Here is a 22,641-nt window from a genome sequence, read left to right as displayed (position 1 = left end):
CCTCCTAATCTTCGATCGTTACCTCATAATTGCGATCTTCTAGTACGCGTTTACTATCTTTTTGTTCTTTACTACTTTGAAAGCTTATCCGGAGTACTCCGGTTATCCCTTCCCGCACTTCAAGTATTTCAATATTTTTGATCGATATATCTTTGTCGGCCAGGTGTCCGATGACATGCAAAAGCGCACCAGGCTGATCATGAATATCCACATAAATATCATAAAATGACGGAATGGCTCCACGCTTTTTAACTGGCAAACCATCACGATATTGTTTCGCTTGCAGCAGATATTCTTCTGTAGCTTCACCGTTGCTCGCGCTTAACAAGGATTTAACCTGCTTCATTTCCCTGATCCAGTCTTCCAGCATGGAAATTAATATCGGTCTATTTTGCAGAAAGATATCTTTCCATAATATAGGATTGCTGGAGGCAATCCTCGTAATATCCCGGAAGCCTCCAGCAGCCAGGTCTTCTAAGTAAGGATGGGTCTCCTGCCAGTTACGCGCCTGATGTACGAGAGAAGAAGCAATCAGGTGAGGAAAATGGGAAATGACTGCTGTCATCTCATCGTGCTCCTCCGTAGAAAAAACTAAAAACCTTGCCTTGGTAGGTGCCAGTACTCCCTTAAGCTTTTCTACATCCTCAAGTACTGCATTCTCAGAGGGAGTGAGAACATAAATGGCATTTTCGAACAAGTGAGCTTTGGCTGCCTGTATCCCCTGTTTATGGGAGCCCGCCATCGGATGTCCTCCAATGAAGACGAGAGACTGATTAGTGATTTCTGATGACTGTTTCATCACATTACCTTTCACAGATGAAACATCGGTTACCAATAATTTTTTCCTCAAAGTCATGTCATTCAGCTGCTTGATGTACTGCAGTGTAATGGGGATCGGGGTAGCAAGAATCAGGATATCCGCCTGCTCGACACCAGTAATGAAATCCGTACAAATTTCATCGACAGCGCCTTTTTCCAACGCTATCTTATTCGTTTCCTCCTGGGTATCAAATCCAATAACGTGAAATTGCTGGCGGGACCCGATACTCATGGCCAACGATCCGCCAATCAACCCGAGTCCCGCTACCATTACTTTCTCTTTCACTTTTTCACACCTGTTTTATTAGAAGATAAAAAATGGCTGATTTCCTGCTGGATTTGCTCCATTACTTCCTTGCTGCCAATTGTCAGCCGGATACTGTTTGGTATCCCCAGCGCTTCCCCAGAACGCACGATGAATCCCTTACTTAGTAAGTGCTCAAATAATTCGTCACCACTTACAGGGAGGTTGATTAATAAAAAGTTCGCCTGTGAATCAAAATAGCCCAATTCCTGTTCATCACAGAAATCCATCATCGCTTTTCGGTTATCTTTGTTACGAGTAACGGACTCATTCAAAAATTTCTTATCTTCCAAAGCGATAATCGCTGCAGCCTGAGCGATAGTCGAAGTATTAAAAGGCTCCCGCGCTGGATCAAGCTGGTGGATGACCTCTGTACGAGCGATTCCATAACCAATTCTCAGACCGGCCAATCCGTAAGCTTTCGAGAACGTCCGTAAGACAATTAGGTTTGGATGTTTCTTCAACCCTGCCACCGCATCGTAATAATCGGAAGCATCCATGTATTCATAGTAAGCTTCGTCAACCACTACTAAGACATCATCGGGACAACGTTCCAGAAACTTTTCCATGTCAGGAGCGGCAATATGTGATCCTGTCGGGTTATTAGGGGTACAGAGCCATACGACCCGGGTATGGTCGTCTATGGCTTCCAGCATTCGATCTAAATCATGATAGCCATCAATTACAGGAACCTCACGAATTTCAGACCCTTCTATCAATGCATTGTGCTTATATTGAGGAAACGTAGGCGTAGCCATCACCGTATTTGTTCCTGCCTCTAAATACGTACGGCAAATGATCTGGACGATTTCATCTGAGCCATTTCCAAATATCAGCTGCGTTTCATTTACCTCCAGCTTGTCGCTCAGAATTCTTCGCAGTTCTGCGGCATAGCCGTCCGGATATTTTTCTAATCCTGAAATCAGACCAGGCAACTCCTTTTTAACCTGAGGAGAAAAGCCAAATGGGTTTTCATTGGAAGCTAACTTGACAATCTCTTTTAACCCATATTCCTTTTTTACTTCTTCAATCTGTTTTCCAGGTTTATATGGCTGCATTGTTTTCAAAATTTCTTTTGCTTTCATAACAATTCTCCTTTCGACTCTTGCAAATCAGGACGTAATTTTTTTGCTCCATAATGATAAATATGTTCCACTTGATCTTGATGGCGCTCGGTTTGTACGGTTACCATAACCCTAATGCATTTAGGAAGCGAATCAGGCACTTCGATTTCTCTCATGCACATCACAGGTACATATGTCCATCCTTTGATCTGACGAAGCGATTTTGCCGGAAAAGCTTGGTTCAAATCAACAGTGGCGGAAAATAAAACTGAAACAACATCTTCTGCTTCAACCTGATTGGCAGATATCAAATCAACCATCATTTCATAAGCACGCTCAATTATTTCTTCTTTATCATTGTTCTCTACTGTGGTTGCTCCTCTGATCCCCCTGATCATCAGCTCATCACCTCTTCTTGGAAATGATTTAATAAATTGGTCAGCTCCTGTTCTTGAAGTTCCATCATAGTCGGGTTTCCGAGTTTTTGTAATAACACCATATTCACAATTCCCGCTGATGATTTTTTATCTTTTTTCATACGTGCTATCAAACGACTGGAGTTTAAGGAATTTAAAGCATCAAGCGGGTATCCATGTTGTTCCAGCCAACCATATAACTCCGTGATAGGCATATCCCCACCCAACTTTTCTCTGCTCACATACATCGCAAACAATAAACCTATTGCCACAGCTTCGCCATGTGTCAAACTTCCATAGCCTGCTTCAGATTCTATAGCATGGCCAAGAGTATGGCCCAGATTCAAATATTTTCTGATACCTTTTTCCTTTTCATCCTGTTCTACAATTGCAGATTTGATTGCTATTCCTTGCAAGAGGTGTTCTATTAACACTCCCTCTTGAATCTCGCTGGTAAGTTTTCTCGAAATTACATCCTTAAATAATCCCGGATTATCCAAACAGCCATGTTTAATTATTTCTGCATAACCGGAGCGTATTTCGTGAAAAGGTAATGTGCGCAGTGTCTCAATGTCATAAATCACTTGCGTTGGACTATAAAAGCAGCCAATCAAATTCTTACCTTGTGTATGGTTAATGGCAACCTTGCCACCAACACTGCTGTCATGGGCAAGTATCGTCGTAGGGACTTGAATATAATCAATTCCGCGCATATAAGTAGCAGCAACAAAGCCTGCCAGATCCCCTACTACACCACCCCCGAGAGCAATGACCAGGGAATTGCGATCCAGACCATTTTCGATACATGCTGTCAGTAATTGTTCATACTGATTCATGCACTTGGATTGTTCACCCGCGGGAAAAATAGCTGTATCTACTTTTACTTCGGAGAATGACTGTTTGACGTCTTCAAGGTAAAGTGGAGCTACTTCACTGTCTGTAATGATAAAAACATGTCGATAACTGCCCTTAATAAGGCTGCCGATCGAATGGCGCAGCCCACTGCCGATTTGAACTTTATATAGGTGATTGCTGGCCTGTATCGATAATTCCTTCATATTAAAATCTCCTTACCTCTTCCCTGTAAGCATCCACTGCTTGTTTCATACGAGGAAAATAATCCCCTGGAAATTGCTCCATCATCGCACGTGCAAGCTCAAAAGCTACTACATGTTCCATCACTACACCTGCTGCTGGTACAGCGCATGAATCGGAACGTTCAATACTTGCAGCAAAAGGCTCTTTCGTATCAATGTCGACACTTTGGAGTGGTTTGTATAATGTAGGAATCGGCTTCATTACACCTTTCACAACCAAAGGCATACCAGTTGTCATGCCTCCTTCGAATCCTCCGAGACGATTTGTCTTCCGGTAATAGCCTTGTGATTCTTCCCAGGCAATTTCGTCATGTACCTTGCTGCCATTCCGTCTCGCCGCTTCAAAGCCGATGCCGAATTCCACCCCTTTGAAAGCATTGATGCTTACGACACTGCCGGCTATACGGCTGTCGAGTTTACGATCATATTGCACGTAGGATCCGACACCTGGTGGCATGCCTTCTACGTATACCTCTACTACCCCGCCTATGGAATCCCCTTCTTTTTTCGCCTGGTCGATCGCTTCCATCATTTCTTTTTCCGCATTTTTATCTAAAGTCCTTACTGGAGAAGCTTCCGCTATATCTACTCGTTCTTTTAAAGACAGGGATTCATCAAAGCTGCTCACAATACCTGCAATTTCACGAACATAAGCACCAATTGTAATGCCTAGCTCTTGAAGTAATACTTTAGCAACAGCCCCCGCTGCTACCCGGGCAGCTGTTTCACGCGCGGATGAACGTTCCAGTACATTACGCAGATCTCTGTGGCCGTATTTCATTCCGCCATTCAGATCAGCATGACCTGGCCGTGGACGGGAGATTGTCCGGCGGACTTCTTCATCTTCTGGAATAGGGCTTTCCCCCATTATATTTCTCCAGTGTTTGAAATCATCATTGTTGATGACAAGGGAGATAGGCGATCCCAGGGTATAGCCATGGCGGACACCTGCAGTTATTTCTACCAGATCTTTTTCAATTTGCATGCGACGCCCACGACCGTAGCCGCCCTGACGCCGTAGTAAAGATTCATTTATTTGGTCATTCAATAGTGGTAAATGAGAAGGTATTCCTTCAATTATTGTAGTAAGTTGTTTTCCGTGTGATTCTCCAGCAGTCAAATAGCGCATGGACGTCCCTCCATAGTATAAATTTTATGTTCTACTATATCATATCTTATCAAGCTTGTGTGTATTAAATTTTTTAATAGGTTAAAACATAAAAGCGTCAAAGCGTTAAATGGCTGTCATAGAGACAAAAATCCCGGTACATTTTTTTGTACCGGGAAGGGAAACTGATTATTCTGGATAACCGAGTTTAAACTGAAAAATCAAACATGAGATTTAACTGAGTCTTTGATAAAAGAATGAATCAAACGTATGTAGGCCGTATTGTTTCGGGCTGAAGATCTGCTCTGTGCTTCCTACGAAAAAAAATCCTTGTACACAAAGCGAACTTCTTATTTTCTGGTAAATCATCCTCTTAGCATCCTCTGTAAAATAAATAAGTACATTTCTACAGACAATCAAATCAAAATTCTTATCATAGGAATCTGATAGAAGGTTATGTTTTTTGAAGTGCACCGCCTGCTTAATGGAGTCGTCAATTTTATATAATCCATTTTCCAGTTTGAAATGTTTTTGCAGAACAGTGGCAGGTACTTCTTTTAAGGCTCTCTCAGGGTATACTCCTTTCCTTGCTCTGATCAGGGCATTTTCATCTAAGTCCGTAGCAAGGATCTCTACTCGATTTAAAGGTAAGTATTTACTTAAAAGGATAGCCAGTGTATAAGGCTCTTCCCCTGTTGAACAGGCAGCACTCCAAACTTTAATACTCCGTTTTGTTTGCAGCAGTTGTGGAACCACCTTTTTCTCAAATACTTCCCAGCGGGCAGGATTACGAAAAAATTCGGACACATTGATGGTCATGCGATCGAGGAATTCCTCCATTACATCCTGATCCCTGGCCAGGACATTAAAATATTCTTCAAAATCATTATATCCGCGTTTGTTACGCAAAGAGATTAAACGGCGTTTCATCTGGGCTTCTTTATAAAGAGACAAATCGATTCCTGTTTTACTCTTGATTGCAGTAATGAATTTGCTATATTCCTCGCTCATGGCTTCTTCCCTTTCCCCGACTTTCATTCTACGCTCTTTTAAACGTTGTAGTTAATTTTGCATAAAAGGCTTATTCCACAATAGGACCGAAAAGTCGAAGACTTGATTTCGAGATATTTCGTGTCCGTTACCGAGTCAGGAGTAAGGGCGGCTGGGAAACGATTCGCTTTCCTGTGGGGGAGCTGGCAAGCCTCCTCGGTCGTTTCACGACCTGTGGGGTCTCGCCTAGCCCCTTCTCCCACGGGAGTCTCACCGTTTCCCCGCCACCCTATCCTATTTTAGATAAACGGACCGCTACATAAAGATGAAGGTTTCTTCATGGTCCACTAAAAGCCCTTTTAAATCAGCTTTTGTTATAGGAAGATAGGCTAAATACTGATATTTCCGTTACTCTCATTAATGCACGGAGGTCCGGGAAATTGCGAGACTCTATGGGATGAACATGATCGGTGAGATCCCGCAAGGCGAAGCCTGAGGAAGCTCACCACATGCCCATGGAAAGCGAGTGATTTCCCGGACCTCCAGAGATTCTCAACCGTAACTGAAACAGTTTCTCTCGAAACTGAGTCTTCAAGTAAAGAGAGCTTATATGTAAAATCAACATGTAGATTTTCAGAAACTCATTCTATAAAGGAAAAACCGCTCTCAAATCCAGAGAACGGTTTTTGACAAGCAGATTAATAAACCCAGTTTTGATCGTTCTTATCGTACGATAGCACTTTTTCTTCCTCGAAAAACAGTCCGATTTCACGCTCAGCACTTTCCGGAGAATCAGAACCATGAATGACGTTTTTACCGACAGTCACACCGAAGTCACCGCGGATCGTACCAGGAAGTGCTTCTTGTGGTTTCGTGCTACCCATCATTTGACGTGCAGTAGCAATCACATTTTCACCTTCCCAAACCATTGCGAAAACTGGTCCGGAAGTGATGAAATCCACCAATTCACCAAAGAAAGGCTTGTCCTTATGTTCCCCATAATGCTTTTCTGCAAGTTCCGTTGGGATAATCATCAATTTTGCACCAGCAAGCTTGAAACCTTTATTCTCGAAACGAGAAACGATTTCTCCTACTAGATTACGTTGTACTCCATCTGGTTTAACCATTAAAAATGTCTTTTCCATGATAACACCTCATCAATTATGTATTTGTGTAAGCGCTTAAAAATAGTACCGAAGAAAATTTTAACAGATTCTCTCTCTGGTGGCAATCTGTTAAGACTTTCTTTTTCCGATATATTTTGCGATCCCACGTAAAGTCTGCTTCGCACGGCCTGGTGGAAGCACCTCCAGTGCCTGGTAGGCTTTTTGTAAATAGCGTTCACTGACTATTAATGACCGGTCAATGGCATCACTAGCTTTGATTTTACGGATGACAGGAGCCAGATCTTCAGCTGTCAAGTTCTCTGTATCACCCTGGAACAATTCATCGAGTTCAGCAGCAATGACGTTATTCTCCATGGCATATAGGACCGGCAATGTAATGTTACCTTGCAATAGATCACTTCCGGCCGGCTTACCTAATTCTTCCTCTGAAGCAGTAAAATCCAGCACATCATCAATGATCTGGTAGGACATCCCTACAAAATAACCATACCTGTACAACGCTCTTTCATACTGACGCGGCGCCTGGGAAGCGATTGCTCCAAGCTGACAACTGGCAGCGATCAATAGAGCCGTTTTCCGTTTGATTCTTAGCAGATAGTCACGCAGATTCTGTTCTAATCGGTATTTATCTTTTACCTGCTCTATTTCCCCAAGACATAATTCCACCATTGTCTTCGCAAGCACTTGATGTGCTCTTGGATCTTCCAGTGCAGATAGTGATTCCAACGATCTTGCAAATATGTAATCGCCTGTATACATGGCAATACGGTTATCCCACTTCGCCTTTATCGTCGGCTGACCCCTTCTAAGCTCAGCATTATCGACGACATCATCGTGTACCAGTGAGGCCATATGAATCAGCTCCAACGATACGGCTACTGCTTCCATACGATCCAGTTGATAGTTTCCAAACTTCCCGCCCAATAAAACAAAAACAGGACGGATCCGTTTCCCTCCTGCAGCTAATAATTGGGTGGACGCCTCACGTAAAACGGGATGCTGTGCTTGTATCGTATTGTTGATTGAATCTTCGATTTTTGCTAAATCCTGTTTTAAAAAAGAATAGATCATAGCTAACTTCATGGTGCCCACCCTTATGTTATGATAATTTCTCTCCCATATGCATCGCAGCGACACCGCCGGTATATGACTTCACTTTGACATTGCGCAATCCAGCTTTCTCAAACATCTGCTTCAATTCTTCTTTACCTGGAAAGTCTTTGGCAGATTCATGCAGCCAGCTATACTCCTGATAGCTTTTAGCAAATAATTTACCGAATGCAGGCATGATATATTTGAAGTAAGTATAATAAGCTTGCCTGAATCCTGGCATAGTGGGCTGGGATGTTTCAAGGCAAATGACTTTACCGCCAGGTTTCACTACTCTAGTCATCTCTTTCAACACTTGAAGATAATCTGGTACATTCCGTAACCCGAAACCGATGGTTACATAATCGAAACTGTTATCTTCAAATGGGAGATCCATTGCATTGCCATGCTCAAACTCCATCTGACTTAATCCAGATGCCATTTTCTTTTTGATACCGACTGAAAGCATATTATGACTGAAGTCAAGGCCTATGACTTTGCCTTCCTGTCCTACTTCCTCTGCCAATGCTACTGTCCAGTCACCTGTACCGCAGCAAACATCCAGCGCCTGGTCCCCAGGTTTTACATTCATTCTATTCATAACATCTTTACGCCAGGCTTTATGCCGTTGAAAAGAAATAACTGAATTCATCACATCATAACGCTGGTAGATTTTTTCAAATACATGATGCACGCGTTCTTCCTTTGTCTGTTGCATCTTTATCCCTCTTCTGCAAATTGTTTCGTATATTGGTGATCGCTCAATGTCGTGTGGACGTACGATTTCAACAGATTGAAATGTAATGGCAGCTGCGAAAGCGTCAATTCCAGACGATTAATATTTTTTTGAATCATATTCTCTACAGTGGTCATGATTTGTGCATAATTGGTGTTAGTCGTCGGACTTTTAAGCAGCAAGTCAAACAACGGCGAAAAACCATTCTGTTGGATGTTTTTCTTTTCATCCAATAATTTTTTAGTCAGCAGCCATTCTCCCGCAACATCATTGATGCCTGCCCGCTGTACATAAGAAGCCACGCGCTGAATCAATAATGACTCTATATCACGAAGGCCATTCATGAATTCCTGAAAGGAATCCACATCTTTATAATACAATTCCATTTTTTGCTCGTTGATATCTTTAATTGCCGAGGCTAATGTATGAATCATTGGTATATCATCTAATTGTGATAGCAGGTAATAATACATCCCACTATAATAATCTCCCGCCAATACGGTCAGCTGCCTGTTTCGTACAGTTTCCTGTTCTTCATCTTCGTCTGTCAACGTGACTAGGTCATGGGTATCGAGAGCTACTTGAACAAGCATGGTCGTGATGATGTATTGTTCTTTTTTTACATCCGGCAAATTAGTGTCATCCATGATAGACGCCAACAGTACTAACTTGTCCTCATCGATGACAGGTTCTGGAATAAACTTTGTTAAAAAAGGATGGCGAACTTTAGCGATTATTTTTTGTTTTAATGTGTGCAGTTCAAGTTCTTCTTTACTCACCTGGATCACCTGAGTCCTTTCTGAAAGACGTTTACAACACATGTATTATAGCATATTTTATTTAGGATTGCCTGTGTTATGTATGAGCAGCAGGAAACATTGATTCGTTACTCTGTTTCGTTCGTCACTTCTCCATGACTGGTCTGTATTAGAGCTTTCCCTCGTATTTTAACCGCAGAGGTATGTTCAGTGAACTGGGCGATCATCACTTCATCCTTGTCCAGCTTTTCTGAATGATGGAAACGGGTATCTGTCCCTCTTGTTAAACCGATAACATTCACGCCGTCTTCCAATGCTTTTATGACAAAAAAATCGTTGCCTTTCAAATCCATATCCATCCACTCCCCTTATTCTGTAAATTTAATATCGCTTACATTGCAAGGAATGTCAATCATGCCGTTTTGCAGTAACAGTACTATTGTGAGTCTTTTAAGCGTAGATAATACCAGCCAAAGCGTATAAGCGCCTTGTAGTGACTCACCATGGTGCTTTTCACCATAGAAGAGGGTTGACTCCCAAGACTCACCAGGGTTAGGCGCAGCTGGAGGCAGATCACTAGTACATACTCAAATGTTATCATTTAATAATGTCTTACCACATGAAAAAAAGGGTGCGCAAATGGCACCCTTTTCCACTTGCCCTATGTAGGAGATTACTTAACAGCATCCTTAAGGGCTTTACCTGGTTTAAATGCTGGGACTTTGCTGGCAGAAATTTCGATTTCTTCACCAGTTTGCGGGTTACGGCCTTTACGGGCAGCACGCTCGCGTACTTCAAAGTTCCCGAAACCAATCAATTGTACTTTGTCACCATCTTTTAGTGAATCCATGATTGATTCAAATACAGAATCAACTGCTTTTGTAGCATCTTTTTTAGAAAGATCAGCTTTTTCAGAAACAGTGTTGATTAGATCTGTCTTGTTCATGATATTCACCTCCTCTCGGGCGATAATCCATTCACAAGGCTTTCCTTATCGGAAGCCCTGGAACATTTAATTAGAACAAGCGGTCATCATTGATTTGATGACATGCCTTATATTAAACGAGATTTCAGTGAAATTCAATAGAGAGTTGCACTAAAACCGCTTAATACCGCAATTTCTGTCGGTTCTGCACCGCTACGGTACAAGAAGCGTACCATATTCAAAATCAGGATGCAAGAAACGCGCAACCATTGGTATGTCAAGGTTTATGCGGTTTTTAATAAAGGCTCTCTACGGTATTACGACATGTTGATTCCTTTCTCCTGCAAAAATGAAAAAAAATATTTTAAAGCACATAAAAAAACGGCCCTTTTGAGAGCCGTTATAGTATGATTGCGATCATTCCGCCTGAACCTTCGTTGATGATTCTTTCCAAGGTTTCTTTTAATTTGTATCTTGCATTTTCCGGCATCAATGATAATTTGGCCTGGATACCTTCTCGCACGATCGAGCTGAGCGACCGGCCAAAAATGTCGGAATTCCAAATCGACAATGGATCTTCCTCAAAGTCTTGCATCAAGTACCTAACCAGTTCTTCACTTTGTTTTTCGGTACCAATAATCGGGGAAAACTCAGAGTGCACATCGACTTTTACCATGTGTATCGATGGTGCGACTGCCTTCAGTCTCACACCGAAACGTGAACCTTGCCGGATGATTTCAGGTTCCTCAAGTGCCATATCATGTAATGTAGGAGCCGCAATCCCGTACCCGGTCTGTTTCACCATATTCAACGCTTCAGCTACCTGGTCATACTCTCTTTTAGCGTGAGAAAAGTCCTGCATGATTTGCAGCAAGTGATCCTTACCCCGAATCTCTTCACCGACAATCTCTTTTAATACTACATCATATAATTGGTCAGGAGCCTGTAAGTCAATTTCAGCTACCCCTTCACCCAGCTCCATGCCTGATAAATTCGCCCTCGAAATATATTCATAGTCATCGAAGTTTCCTACGACACGGCTGACATCACGGAGACGCTTAATATCTTGAACCGTTTCTTCAATCGCGGATTGGAAGTTATTCCGAAGCCAGTGCCCTTCTTCCAAGACCATTACCCAGCTTGGGAGGTTGACGTTTACTTCGAGCACAGGGAACTCATAAAGTGCTTCCCTCAGGACACTATTGACATCCTCTTCCCTCATCCCTTCTACAGACAAAGCGAGTACGGGAATATCATATTTCTCACTAAGTTGATCCCGGAGGATTTCTGTGTCCTTATGGTAGGGCTGGACTGAATTGACAATCATAATAAATGGTTTCCCGACTTCCTTCATTTCCTCGACAATTCGCTCTTCTGCTTCTACATAATCACTTCGTTCAATTTCACCGATTGTTCCATCAGTGGTAACCACTACGCCAATTGTGGAATGATCCTGAATGACTTTTCTTGTTCCGATTTCAGCTGCCTCATGGAAAGGGATTGCCTCTTCATACCAAGGAGTATTGATCATCCGAGGTCCATTTTCATCTTCGTACCCTACCGCTCCACTAACTGCATATCCGACGCAATCAACCAGCCTGACATTAACATCTAATCCTTCTTCTACTTCTACCGAAACCGCCTGGTTAGGTACAAACTTCGGTTCCGTCGTCATGATGGTTTTTCCAGCTGCGCTTTGTGGGAGTTCATCCATTGCCCGCTCCCGATCAGCTTCATTAGCCATTTGCGGTAGAACCACCAATTCCATGAATTTCTTGATGAAGGTTGATTTACCTGTACGGACCGCCCCGACAACACCCAGATAAATATCTCCATTCGTCCGTTTGGAAATATCTTTGAAAATATCGACTTTTTCCAAAAGATCCCCTCCTGATCTGCCTCGACTCATAAAACTTATACGAGCTATGACATTATGATTCTATGTCGTTGTCCTAATAGAATATGACTGATTTTTTGCGTTTTTACATTGAGAGACAAAAAAAGCATAAGAAACTGGCAATATGAATCCTTCCAGTCTCTTATGCTTATGAAATGAACGTGTCCACTATGCCTCTGACATGAAAATTGGTTCGCCATTCTCTATGGTATAGGCAGGAGAATAAACGGGTACGAATGGAGAATGATTCACTAGAAGATAGCGGATATCATCCCCATTTTCAAAGGAATGCTCTTCGTTCTGCAAAAAGTTGTACAGGTCTTTCCGATAGTCAACAACCAGCTCCCCGTTTCCCTTGATATAAACTGGCAAGGGTTCCTGACTATACGGACTTGTAACCGTCAGTGGGGCGTCTAACCCAAGTTTTTTATAATCCAAATCATATATACCTTGAGCTACCTGGGATTTGTATGGCGGGTACTGGTTATTCTGGAGATAACGATTGATCTCGTAACGCAAAGACCGGAGTTCTTCAGTAATACGCAAATCTATTAATTTCACCGTCGGATCTTCTTCGGGATGTATTAATACATACTGGTAGACTCCCCCGTTTTCGAATGCATTTCCTGGTATATCTGAAATCAGGCTTTTTTCTTTCAGCTTCTTGAAATCAATTACATATTTTTGAAAAATGGGAGTGTCTTCATTTTTTGTTTTAATTGGCAGCAAACCATTTTCTTGCTCCCGATAGCTATCAATTGCTCGTTGAATATTTTCCAGTTGCACTTCATTTGGTATATTGTTTTTTGATAAACGGTTCTCAGGATATAGACATCCTGTAAGCAGGAACAATACCAATAAACCAGCCAATGCTATTTTGATTTTCATGCTTTAACCTCCCTTGCCAGATGTCATCCGGTAGGTCCACTGAAAACAATGTAAAATATTATAAGACCTGACAGGATCATGAATATGTAGGCAAATGCAGCGACAATTCCTGCAACAATCCCTTTCAGTTTATAACGGCTCAACATGATGAGTCCGATTGCTAGAAACATAAAAATTATTCCGGCAAAGGATATATACATATTCAACATAGACAGTGACATGCTTTTTCCTCCTATTGACAATCTCTGTTCTTCACCTCAGGTATTATATCATAGTGCTTGTCCGAATCCAGTAAATACGCATAAGAAAGGAGACTGTATCAAAGCGATGATGTGAAATTCTCTTTCTATACCGGTTTTTGTTTAATAGACCAGCTTATTCCACATCATGTACCTTGTTACAGCCCCGTGACTAAATAATCCCCAATGGCAGCTCAAATAGAATGGTTGCTGCGAGTTATCTTATGCAGTTGATGGTATGCCCGTATCCTCACGCGCCCAACCACAGTTTATTTTTTAAATAATTGATTCAAACTGTTCATATCAAGCGGCATATTTTGATTAATTATCGCCTTTACGATTTTATCCTCTTTCTCTTTCGAAACTGGTCGATTAGCCATCCTGGATAATTGTCTGACTAAATTACGGATCGTCTTTTCATCAGACAGGTCTGCATTCTTGACAGAATCCGCTACTTTGAAGATTTCATCTGGCGATACATTCGATTTCTTTTGAATTTGATCGAATAGATTTCTTTGAAAATCACTCACTAAATGTCCCTCCTCGTGCATAACATTCAACATATCATATGCACGATAAAAAGGAGTGTGAGGCATTACAAAAAGGTTTATGAACGTTCGCCCAATAAATTGCTCAAATCTTCCATTTCATGGCGACGACCTCTTGTCATCAACTGATCGACGACATCTTTGGGCTTTGCACCTTCAAATAAGATGCTATAAAGTCCATTGGTAATTGGCATTTCAACAGATTGTTCTTTAGAAAACTGGTAAGCTGCTTTGGTGGTTCTGACCCCTTCGACCACCATTCCCATCTTATCCAATACTTCTTCCAAATCATTTCCTTTACCTAACAGGTTTCCGGCACGCCAATTCCTGCTATGAGGACTGGTGCAGGTTACAATTAGGTCTCCAACACCTGATAACCCCGCGAATGTCAGCGGATTAGCACCCATAGATGTACCAAGCCTTGTGATTTCCGCCAATCCCCGGGTGATTAATGCAGCTTTGGCATTATCGCCATAACCCAGTCCATCAGAAATCCCGGCACCTAGTGCAATAATATTTTTCAGGGCACCGCCTAACTCGACACCTACCAGGTCAGGAGAGGTGTACACACGGAATTTTTCATTGATGAACAAGTCTTGGACGAGCTCTGCCTGTTCCAAATTTCCTGACGATACAGTCACTGTTGTCGGTTGACGCAAGCTGACTTCCTCTGCATGACTCGGACCTGACAGGACTACAATTGCATTGTACAGCTCTTCCGGCAGTTCTTCTGCAATCACTTCTGAAACACGTTTATAAGTAGAAGGTTCAATACCTTTGGAGGCATGGGTGATGGTGACAGGATGATCGATCACCTGTTTCAGTTCCTGACAGACTTCACGCATAGCCTTTGTCGGCACCACCAGAATAATGTGGGACACGTCTTGAACTGCTTCTTTCAAGTCATGATAAGCTGTTATTGCTTCTGGCAGCGTAATCCCTTTCAGATACTTTTCATTGGTATGAGCATTATTTATTTCTTCTGCCTGCTCCTGTCGATGTGTCCACAATCTAACATCATGGTCATTATCAGCCAGTACAAGCGCTAAGGCGCTCCCCCAGCTTCCTGCACCTATTACAGCAATTTTTTCCATCCTTCTACCCCTTTCTTAATTTCGTTTTCTAGCAAATATTTTTATTGGGGTTCCTTCAAAACCGAAAGCTTCCCTGATTCGATTTTCTAAGAAACGCTCATAAGAGAAGTGCATCAATTCTGGTTCATTGACAAATACCACAAAGCTCGGTGGCTTCACAGATACCTGGGCAGCATAAAATACTTTCAGCCGCTGCCCTTTTACTGTCGGAGCCGGATTCATTGCCAACGCATCCATAATCACTTCGTTCAAAACATTGGTCTGGACACGTTTCGCATGATTTTCACTCGCTTTCAGCACTTGAGGAAGGAGCGTATGAATACGTTTTTTTGTTTTTGCAGATAAGAATACAATTGGAGCATAATCCAAATATTGAAAATGGGCACGGACCTTTTGTTCAAACTCTTTCATCGTTTTCTCATCTGTTTCTACTGTATCCCATTTGTTCACTACAATGATGACCGCTTTTCCTGCTTCATGTGCGTAACCGGCAATCTTTTTATCCTGCTCGATGATACCTTCTTCTGCATCAATCAAGGCAAGTACTACATCCGAGCGTTCAATCGCTTTCAAAGCTCGCAGGATACTATATTTCTCTGTTGTTTCATAAATTTTTCCCTTTTTTCTCATTCCAGCGGTATCGATAATGACAAAGTCCCTATCTTCTTTTGTAAACGGGGTATCTATCGCATCGCGAGTTGTACCGGCTATATCACTTACTATGACCCGCTCTTGTCCAAGCAGCGCATTTACTAAAGAGGATTTACCGACATTAGGCCTTCCAATCAAACTGAAGCGAATCGTTAAATCATCTTCCTCTTCAAAACTTTTCTCAGGAAAATGACTTACAACCGCGTCCAGCATGTCCCCTAAGCCTAATCCGTGAGTACCGGAGATCGGGAACGGCTCACCAAATCCAAGGGAGTAAAACTCATATATATTTTCCCTCATTTCCGGGTTGTCGACTTTATTGACAGCAAGCACCACCGGCTTATTTGATTTGTAGAGGATTTTTGCTACTTCATCATCAGCACCGGTGATTCCATCCCGGCCATTTACCATGAATATAATGACATCTGCCTCGTCAATAGCTACCTGAGCCTGTTCACGCATTTGCACCAGCAACGGCTCATCCCCTATTTCAATTCCACCTGTATCGATGATATTGAAGGTAGTATTAAGCCATTCCCCTTGTGCATATATACGATCACGAGTTACTCCAGGGATATCTTCTACAATAGAGATTCTTTCTCCGACTAAACGGTTGAATATCGTTGATTTACCTACATTTGGTCTGCCTACAATGGCTACGACTGATTTTCTCATGAAAGGTACATCCTTTCTGCCTGGCATATTTATTATTTTTCATACAGTTGTAAAGTCAGAAAAGTAAAAAAACTGTTCCATCAGCCAGAATGCTTTCATTTTCATTCCGCCTATCGCCGAACAGCAGCTTCTTTTTTTAAATAGCTATTATAAAGCATTAAAAAAAAGGGGGCCCATCAAGTAATGAACAACCATACTTAAAAGTGAAGCATGGCGGAGTCATCCTTGTATTTGAGTCACCCCCCCTGACTGACTTTTCATTTAACATTGGTATGTAAAGCACCGCTTTCCATACTTTATACGTAACTATTCTAGCAAACAAGTTGTCTGGAAACAATCTTTTTCAGTGTTTGACAATAATATAGAGATCTTTACTGAGTGCATGAGCGATTCCGTCAATGATCGCTTCCAAGTTAGCCGCTACCATTTCCAGCTCTTCACGGGTATCACAGTAGAAAATTGGCATGCCGCCTCCAACCCTTTCTCTTGATTGGTCAGTTGTGATGGCAGCTAAGATAGCTTTTTCCATTTTCATTGTTTCTTACCCTCCATTTCTGGACGCGGCTCGGAAGGCATCCGAATAGCATTTTCTAAAACAGGGACTGCCCCGATTGTTTTTATCGCGCGGTCGAGGTCCTTATCCTGAGGAAGAATGAAAACACCAATCCTGCCATCATCCAAATCCCGCTTGATCAGAGGTACCAGCGCTGGCGTACCCGAATCCCTAAAAACCCCCAAAGTTACCGAGACATCATGAAGGATTGCCTGCCTTTGGCCGAGATTGGCTATAGTGGAACGGACATTAAAATTCTTAGGCTCTAAAACGAACCCCATTCCGTAACGTAAGATCTCTTCCTGTCTTTCCGGTAAACCAATGTTCATGATATAAATGTTATCGACATATAAACCAGCCCCTTCAAAATGCGGCTCGACATAGTTGATATGAACGATATCTTTTAAAGTTGATCCACTCATCAACTTCTTGGAAAGGAAGTACAAGATGATGGCTGTAACGAGTGCCGCCCATATATTGAATGTTAAATAAGCAAGGGTTGATAACAGCGAGGTTATGATAACTATATAATTACGTCCCTCAAAAGCTACTGCGATTCCTTCAATATAAGTATTTCCTCTTGGGACTAACTCATATTCGTCTAATTCCGTCATGGTGTTCCGCTCCATATTCCTTACCTCGCGGAATTGAGACGCTGCAAGTGTAAGAAAAGTGACTGCGGTAAATTCTTTTTCCATTATAGACGGCACAGCAAGTGTGCCAAGCGAAGCAGCAATGAACCCTAAAGAAATATGAATGATTTTCCCGTGCAAGTATGTTGGGTATTGACGGTAATCAGTTCTGAGCATCATCAGCCTCAACCCTGTACCGACTATTATGCCGAATAAAATTGGATAGGTATATTCATTCATGAATCAAATCGCTCCGTTCTCATCTTTATTTGGTTTGCTGCCAGTGCAACTTTTTTCTTAGCCACCTGCAAGCCATGGATCAGAAGAAAAATGCACACGCCTTTCATGATGAAGGTAAGTTCACTCGCACTGCCAATCACCTGGACAATTCCATATAGATAAAGAATATAAGAACTAATGAAACTCCCGGTGGAAGCAAAAAAGACAAACATTAATATCCGGTTCCGCAACCCGCTGTCCAGTAACTTAATCATTAATATAGAAAGCAAAATTAAAATGATTTCAGCAGGAAATAATGACCAGACAGGGTTCAGAAAGATGAATAACTGGATGCTCGCAAGCATGATGCTGTATAAAAGCATATATACCATTTGCAATGCTCTTATCCCGATCCTCATTAAGGCCCACAAAGTGCCACTCCACATTAGTATAAAAGCCCATGAAAAAGCTACATCATGGAGTATGGCAAAGCTGTCAGACAGAAAAATGTATGCTAGCAGCCCAATGGAAAAGATCGGTCTCCAATCATTATTATTATAAAAAAACACCACACATATCCAAGTCACCCAGCTGAACCAATAAAAAGCAGCCACATCCATTTGCTTTACATCCCTTCTTTTTTACATTATGGATGACTGGAGACCTATTTAAACCTCATAGAGAAAATTAAAACCGGGAATACTACTAGCCATGAGGAGGGATGAAAATGGGTAAAGATCGTCAGGAAAAGAAATTACGGAAAGAAAGACGTGTAGAATCTGACCGAGACGTCAGAACTCCCAAAAAAGGTACAACTTCTGTTGAATCTAAATGACAAAAAAGCTGTCCCAAAGAGAAAATCTCTTCCAGGGACAGCTTTTTTACTATGATAATATTCTAATGGTGATGGATAACCAAGACGCTAAATACGTTGTTCTATCCATTCTTTTGTTTTTCCTGTTAAAACATATGCCTTTCCTTCTAATTCTTTCGGACTGCGAGCATTCAACATCATCATGGCAACTTTCAATTCATGGTGAATCGCATTGATTCGCTCCACTACAGCTACTTTTCCATGTTGAACCATTACTTGCAGTAAACCACCTGCCATGCCAAACATTCGCGCTCCTAAAATCAAGGCTTTAGCTCCGTCAAGACCATTTCGAACTCCTCCAGAAGCGAATGTATGGGACTCCGGGTATCGATTTCGGACTTCGAGGATAGAAATCGGGGTAGGAATTCCCCAATTTTCAAAAACCACCAGGGGGTCCTCCCTTCTTTTGTTTTCGACCTTAGAGAAGTTTGTGCCCCCACGCCCGGCCACATCAATATAGCGGACCCCAATGTCCTTCAACTCTGACGCTGTTTCCATCGAAATACCGTATCCTACTTCTTTTATGATAACCGGTACAGAGAGACCAGATACTATCTGCTCGATATTATGTAAACGCGAGCTGAAATCCCTGTCTCCTTCTGGCATAATCAATTCCTGGAGAGTATTCAAATGAATCTGCAAAGCGTTTGCTTCCAGCATTTCTACTGCCCGCTCCGCATGTTCAAGTGTTGCTTCACTGCCTAAATTAGCAAAAATAACACCCTCCGGGTTCGCTTTTCGTACTACTTGATAACTCTTCTTTTCTTCGGGGTTTTTCAATGCAGACATCTGCGATCCAACTGCCATAGCGATACCTGTTTCAGCAGCAGCTTCTGCCAGTCCTCTATTGATTTCTTCTGTCTTTTCTCCGCCGCCACCCGTCATGGCATTGACAAAAAGAGGCGAACTTAATAAAAGTTCGCCTGCTTCCGTGTTCAATTCCACTTCATTCCAGTCTAAAGTAGATATACTTTGATGTACAATTTCTATATCATCAAAATGATTGATTTGTTCTCTGGAATGACTGAGTGCATGGCGGATATGATCGATTTTACGTTTTTCTCTCGACATATCCTTCTCACCAATCAGTTTTTATATTTATCCAGCTTATCTCCAATCATGTCTCCTAATTGGAAACCAGAATGGTCGTCTTCCTTTTCATACTGCTTCAATTCCTGACGGTCTTCATCACGCTCAAGCTCTTTGATACTTAATGACAGACGCTTAGCTTGTTCATCGACATCAAGAACTTTCACTTTCACATCCTGCCCGACGTCGAGCACTTCATCCGGAGTGCCAATATGACGGCTTGCAATTTGGGAAATATGAACCAGGCCTTCCACTCCAGGGAACACTTCGACGAATGCTCCGAAGTTCACCAGGCGTTTGACCGTCCCTTCAAGAACTGCCCCACGCTCCACACGTTGTTCCAGATCATGCCAAGGTCCTGGCTGGGTTTCTTTATAAGAAAGGGAGATACGCTCGTTATCTCTGTCCACAGAAAGAACCTTCACTTCAATCTTTTGGCCTTCCTCTACCACATCAGAAGCCTTTTCCACATGTTCATGTGAAAGCTGAGAAATATGAACCAGGCCATCGATTCCACCTAGATTGACGAATGCACCAAAATCAGTGATTCGCTGTACAGTGCCTTCGATTACTTGTCCTTCTTCCAGTGAGTTCAGGACTTCTTGTTTCTTAGTAGACTCTTCTGCTTCCACCACGGCACGGTGTGACAAGATAACGCGGTTTTGTTCGCGATCGAGCTCTACTACTTTTAATGTCAAAGGTTTTCCTTTATATTCATCAAAATTTTCTACATAATAGGTTTCAACCAAAGAAGCAGGAATGAAGCCACGCAGGCCGACGTCTACTACAAGTCCGCCTTTAACGATGTCTTTTACTTCCGCTTCAAATACTTCTCCGCTTTCATACTTCTGTTCCAGCTCTTCCCATGCTTTATCCGCATCTACCGCACGTTTGGAAAGTACGATTTCATCATCTTCTACTTTCTTAACTTGAAGTTTGATTTCATCGCCTTCACTAACTACATCTGATGCTTTCTCTACATGAAGGCTGGAGAGTTCACTAATTGGAACAATCCCCTCTACTTTATAGCCGACATCAACAAGAACTTGTTTTTCTTCCACTTTCACTACCTTTCCTGTCACGATGTCACCAGTAGAGAATTCTTGCATTCCTGTAACTTCTTGATTCATTTCATCCATACCAAGCTACCTCCTTCAAAATCCGACACTACTTCACTTCAGAATGTCCTTTTGTCTAACTTCTAATATTTATAAGAATTTGTCAAGTAATTAACCGTTCATTTTTGGGTTTTTTGCTAATTTTTCGATTTCTTTCATTATCATATCAGTAGTTTCTCGAGCTGTAGCTTTATTTTCACGATAACTGGACATATCAATTGGCTCTCCATATACTACCCACAAACGTTTGAAAGGTTTATACGGACCAATGATCGCACATGGTACGATCCATGCTTCAGAACGGAGTGCAAAAAAACCTGCGCCTGCTAACCCCTGTCCTACCTCACCAGTTTTACTCCTCGTCCCTTCTGGAAAAAGACCCAGGGTTTCATTTCCCTCGAGAATCTTCAATCCGCCCCTCAATGCATTCCGGTCTTTCATCCCACGCTTGACTGGAAATGCATGGACTTTATGAAGTATTTTCCCGAAAAATTTGTTTTTGAAAAGTTCTTCTTTGGCCATAAAATGAATGTTCCTTCCACTGGTTATACCAACCACTGGCGGATCTAAATTGGATATATGGTTGGAACAGATAATCACTGGACCTTCTTTTGGTATATTATTTTTGCCAATGACCTTGATGCGGTAGAGCGGGTATAAAATAACTGTGAATAAAAACTTCCCCACCTTATAAAGATTCATATCACTTACTCCTTAACCATTATTTTTAACTACGGCAATGATTTGTTCGACCACTTCATCGATACTCAATGAGGTAGTATCTATTTCCACTGCATCATCTGCTTTTAGAAGCGGGGCTACTTCACGCTTTGAATCGATTTCATCGCGTCTTCTGATTTCATCCCTCAACTCTTCTAAATTAGAAGGAAAACCTTTTTCCAGGTTCTCTTTATGTCTTCTTTCAGCACGCTCTTCCACAGATGCAATCATGAAGATCTTTACTTCAGCATCCGGGATTACATGTGTGCCAATGTCTCTTCCATCCATTACAACTCCGCGTTTGTTTGCAAGCTGCTGCTGGCGCTGCACCATTTCTTCTCGCACTTTTCTATGTTTTGCCACGATCGATACCTGATTCGTAACTTCCTGTGTACGAATCGCCTGGGTAACATCTTCCTCGTTGACATATACATGCTGTCCGTCTTGTTCCATTTTCAAAAGAATGTCACAATCCATTAATAGCTGATGTATTCTTGCTTCATCCTCCAGGTCGAGTCCTTTTTGTAACGCGCACCATGTCAGAGCCCTGTACATCGCTCCAGTATCAATATATATATACCCCAGTTGATGAGCGACTTTTTTAGCAACAGTGCTCTTACCAGCAGCGGCAGGCCCATCTATCGCAATCGCTAATTGATTCCCCAAATCCTTCACCACTTTCCAACAGTTATGCTCTCCGGCTGCAAGGAAAAAAGACGCCTTTCTGCTTCAAGAAAGCGCGCCCTTCCTATTTATCTCCCTGCAACCTGTCTTTTAGTTGTTTTTTTACGCTTCTTTATTAGTTAGACTATTTACTTTCTACCTCAAAATCATAACATATACCTTGCTTAAAAATCTATCAAATTTGTCTGTTCACTACTGCGGAATACACCTAAATAATCATGAACCGGCTGCCAGTTCCATACTATTTCCGTATGCAGTAAAAGATATTGCGAAATAATAAGCAGCGCCCCGTGCAGCAGAAGTAATGTCATGATTATTCTTTCCACT

Annotated in this window: 27 protein-coding genes; 1 reads left to right on the top strand and 26 read right to left on the bottom strand. The window is 42.0% G+C overall.

Annotated elements, in window-relative coordinates; all coding sequences use genetic code 11:
• Positions 1-4: 4 nt before the first annotated feature.
• The 21 genes from ACGTN9_RS05030 to ACGTN9_RS04930 all read right to left on the bottom strand — a co-directional run bounded on the left by ACGTN9_RS05030 (position 5) and on the right by ACGTN9_RS04930 (position 18,449).
• Complete coding sequence (locus ACGTN9_RS05030; RefSeq protein ID WP_499591132.1) at positions 5-1,105, bottom strand: prephenate dehydrogenase; 1,101 nt, start codon at positions 1,103-1,105, stop codon at positions 5-7.
• Positions 1,102-2,208, bottom strand: coding sequence for a histidinol-phosphate transaminase (hisC, locus tag ACGTN9_RS05025; RefSeq protein ID WP_499591130.1), 1,107 nt, complete (start codon positions 2,206-2,208; stop codon positions 1,102-1,104). The genes ACGTN9_RS05030 and hisC overlap by 4 nt, the downstream gene beginning before the upstream one ends.
• Positions 2,205-2,585, bottom strand: coding sequence for a chorismate mutase (aroH, locus tag ACGTN9_RS05020; protein WP_499591128.1), 381 nt, complete (start codon positions 2,583-2,585; stop codon positions 2,205-2,207). Before aroH ends, hisC begins: the two co-directional genes overlap by 4 nt.
• A complete protein-coding gene (aroB, locus tag ACGTN9_RS05015; protein WP_499591126.1) occupies positions 2,585-3,661 on the bottom strand; it encodes a 3-dehydroquinate synthase in 1,077 nt (358 codons plus the stop codon). The genes aroH and aroB overlap by 1 nt, the downstream gene beginning before the upstream one ends.
• A gap of 1 nt (position 3,662) precedes the next feature.
• Entirely contained in the window at positions 3,663-4,829 is a 1,167-nt protein-coding gene (gene aroC / locus ACGTN9_RS05010; protein ID WP_499591124.1) for a chorismate synthase, read from the bottom strand.
• Between the two features lie 213 nt (positions 4,830-5,042).
• Positions 5,043-5,846 (bottom strand): CheR family methyltransferase, encoded by an 804-nt coding sequence (locus ACGTN9_RS05005; protein ID WP_499591122.1) that lies wholly within the window; start codon positions 5,844-5,846, stop codon positions 5,043-5,045.
• A 650-nt stretch (positions 5,847-6,496) separates the two neighbouring features.
• Positions 6,497-6,943, bottom strand: coding sequence for a nucleoside-diphosphate kinase (ndk, locus tag ACGTN9_RS05000; protein WP_499591120.1), 447 nt, complete (start codon positions 6,941-6,943; stop codon positions 6,497-6,499).
• A 90-nt stretch (positions 6,944-7,033) separates the two neighbouring features.
• Positions 7,034-8,008 (bottom strand): heptaprenyl diphosphate synthase component II, encoded by a 975-nt coding sequence (gene hepT, locus ACGTN9_RS04995; protein ID WP_499591118.1) that lies wholly within the window; start codon positions 8,006-8,008, stop codon positions 7,034-7,036.
• A 16-nt stretch (positions 8,009-8,024) separates the two neighbouring features.
• Positions 8,025-8,732 (bottom strand): demethylmenaquinone methyltransferase, encoded by a 708-nt coding sequence (locus ACGTN9_RS04990; protein ID WP_499591116.1) that lies wholly within the window; start codon positions 8,730-8,732, stop codon positions 8,025-8,027.
• Positions 8,733-8,734: 2 nt separating this feature from the next.
• Positions 8,735-9,529 (bottom strand): heptaprenyl diphosphate synthase component 1, encoded by a 795-nt coding sequence (locus ACGTN9_RS04985; RefSeq protein ID WP_499591114.1) that lies wholly within the window; start codon positions 9,527-9,529, stop codon positions 8,735-8,737.
• Positions 9,530-9,636: 107 nt separating this feature from the next.
• Positions 9,637-9,861 (bottom strand): trp RNA-binding attenuation protein MtrB, encoded by a 225-nt coding sequence (mtrB, locus tag ACGTN9_RS04980; RefSeq protein WP_028783039.1) that lies wholly within the window; start codon positions 9,859-9,861, stop codon positions 9,637-9,639.
• A 320-nt stretch (positions 9,862-10,181) separates the two neighbouring features.
• A complete protein-coding gene (locus ACGTN9_RS04975) occupies positions 10,182-10,454 on the bottom strand; it encodes a non-specific DNA-binding protein Hbs (protein WP_037985717.1) in 273 nt (90 codons plus the stop codon).
• Positions 10,455-10,833: 379 nt separating this feature from the next.
• Positions 10,834-12,312 (bottom strand): stage IV sporulation protein A, encoded by a 1,479-nt coding sequence (gene spoIVA / locus ACGTN9_RS04970; protein ID WP_499591112.1) that lies wholly within the window; start codon positions 12,310-12,312, stop codon positions 10,834-10,836.
• 186 nt (positions 12,313-12,498) lie between these two features.
• Positions 12,499-13,218 (bottom strand): YphF family lipoprotein, encoded by a 720-nt coding sequence (locus ACGTN9_RS04965; protein WP_499591110.1) that lies wholly within the window; start codon positions 13,216-13,218, stop codon positions 12,499-12,501.
• Positions 13,219-13,241: 23 nt separating this feature from the next.
• Positions 13,242-13,439, bottom strand: coding sequence for a DUF2768 domain-containing protein (locus tag ACGTN9_RS04960; protein ID WP_093044665.1), 198 nt, complete (start codon positions 13,437-13,439; stop codon positions 13,242-13,244).
• 287 nt (positions 13,440-13,726) lie between these two features.
• Positions 13,727-13,987 (bottom strand): stage VI sporulation protein F, encoded by a 261-nt coding sequence (locus ACGTN9_RS04955; RefSeq protein WP_499591108.1) that lies wholly within the window; start codon positions 13,985-13,987, stop codon positions 13,727-13,729.
• Positions 13,988-14,064: 77 nt separating this feature from the next.
• The gene (locus tag ACGTN9_RS04950; RefSeq protein ID WP_499591106.1) at positions 14,065-15,099 is read right to left on the bottom strand and encodes an NAD(P)H-dependent glycerol-3-phosphate dehydrogenase; all 1,035 of its coding nucleotides are present in this window, start codon (positions 15,097-15,099) and stop codon (positions 14,065-14,067) included.
• 15 nt (positions 15,100-15,114) lie between these two features.
• Positions 15,115-16,425, bottom strand: a complete 1,311-nt coding sequence (gene der / locus ACGTN9_RS04945; RefSeq protein ID WP_499591104.1) for a ribosome biogenesis GTPase Der — start codon at positions 16,423-16,425, stop codon at positions 15,115-15,117.
• Positions 16,426-16,768: 343 nt separating this feature from the next.
• On the bottom strand, positions 16,769-16,960 hold the full coding sequence (locus tag ACGTN9_RS04940; protein ID WP_499591102.1) for a capping complex subunit for YIEGIA: 192 nt from the start codon (positions 16,958-16,960) through the stop codon (positions 16,769-16,771).
• A complete protein-coding gene (locus ACGTN9_RS04935; RefSeq protein ID WP_499591101.1) occupies positions 16,957-17,850 on the bottom strand; it encodes a YIEGIA family protein in 894 nt (297 codons plus the stop codon). The genes ACGTN9_RS04940 and ACGTN9_RS04935 overlap by 4 nt, the downstream gene beginning before the upstream one ends.
• The gene (locus tag ACGTN9_RS04930) at positions 17,847-18,449 is read right to left on the bottom strand and encodes a YphA family membrane protein (protein ID WP_499591099.1); all 603 of its coding nucleotides are present in this window, start codon (positions 18,447-18,449) and stop codon (positions 17,847-17,849) included. Before ACGTN9_RS04930 ends, ACGTN9_RS04935 begins: the two co-directional genes overlap by 4 nt.
• A 107-nt stretch (positions 18,450-18,556) precedes the next feature.
• Here ACGTN9_RS04930 and ACGTN9_RS04925 point away from each other — a divergent pair, with 107 nt between their 5' ends.
• Positions 18,557-18,664 (top strand): YpzI family protein, encoded by a 108-nt coding sequence (locus ACGTN9_RS04925; protein ID WP_499591097.1) that lies wholly within the window; start codon positions 18,557-18,559, stop codon positions 18,662-18,664.
• A gap of 87 nt (positions 18,665-18,751) precedes the next feature.
• Here ACGTN9_RS04925 and fni read toward each other — a convergent pair whose 3' ends face one another.
• The 5 genes from fni to ACGTN9_RS04900 form a co-directional block, all read right to left on the bottom strand.
• Entirely contained in the window at positions 18,752-19,774 is a 1,023-nt protein-coding gene (fni, locus tag ACGTN9_RS04920; RefSeq protein ID WP_499591095.1) for a type 2 isopentenyl-diphosphate Delta-isomerase, read from the bottom strand.
• Positions 19,775-19,788: 14 nt separating this feature from the next.
• Positions 19,789-20,931, bottom strand: a complete 1,143-nt coding sequence (gene rpsA, locus ACGTN9_RS04915; protein WP_499591093.1) for a 30S ribosomal protein S1 — start codon at positions 20,929-20,931, stop codon at positions 19,789-19,791.
• 90 nt (positions 20,932-21,021) lie between these two features.
• A complete protein-coding gene (locus tag ACGTN9_RS04910; protein WP_499591091.1) occupies positions 21,022-21,612 on the bottom strand; it encodes a lysophospholipid acyltransferase family protein in 591 nt (196 codons plus the stop codon).
• Positions 21,613-21,624: 12 nt separating this feature from the next.
• A complete protein-coding gene (gene cmk, locus ACGTN9_RS04905) occupies positions 21,625-22,296 on the bottom strand; it encodes a (d)CMP kinase (protein WP_499591089.1) in 672 nt (223 codons plus the stop codon).
• Positions 22,297-22,478: 182 nt separating this feature from the next.
• Entirely contained in the window at positions 22,479-22,625 is a 147-nt protein-coding gene (locus ACGTN9_RS04900; protein WP_499591299.1) for a hypothetical protein, read from the bottom strand.
• Between the last annotated feature and the right edge of the window lie 16 nt (positions 22,626-22,641).

Origin of the sequence: Halobacillus sp. B23F22_5 (assembly GCF_043497085.1) — a bacterium.
In the GTDB taxonomy this organism is placed as follows: Bacteria; Bacillota; Bacilli; order Bacillales; family Halobacillaceae; genus Thalassobacillus.
This window is presented reverse-complemented; position numbering and strand designations above follow the sequence as displayed.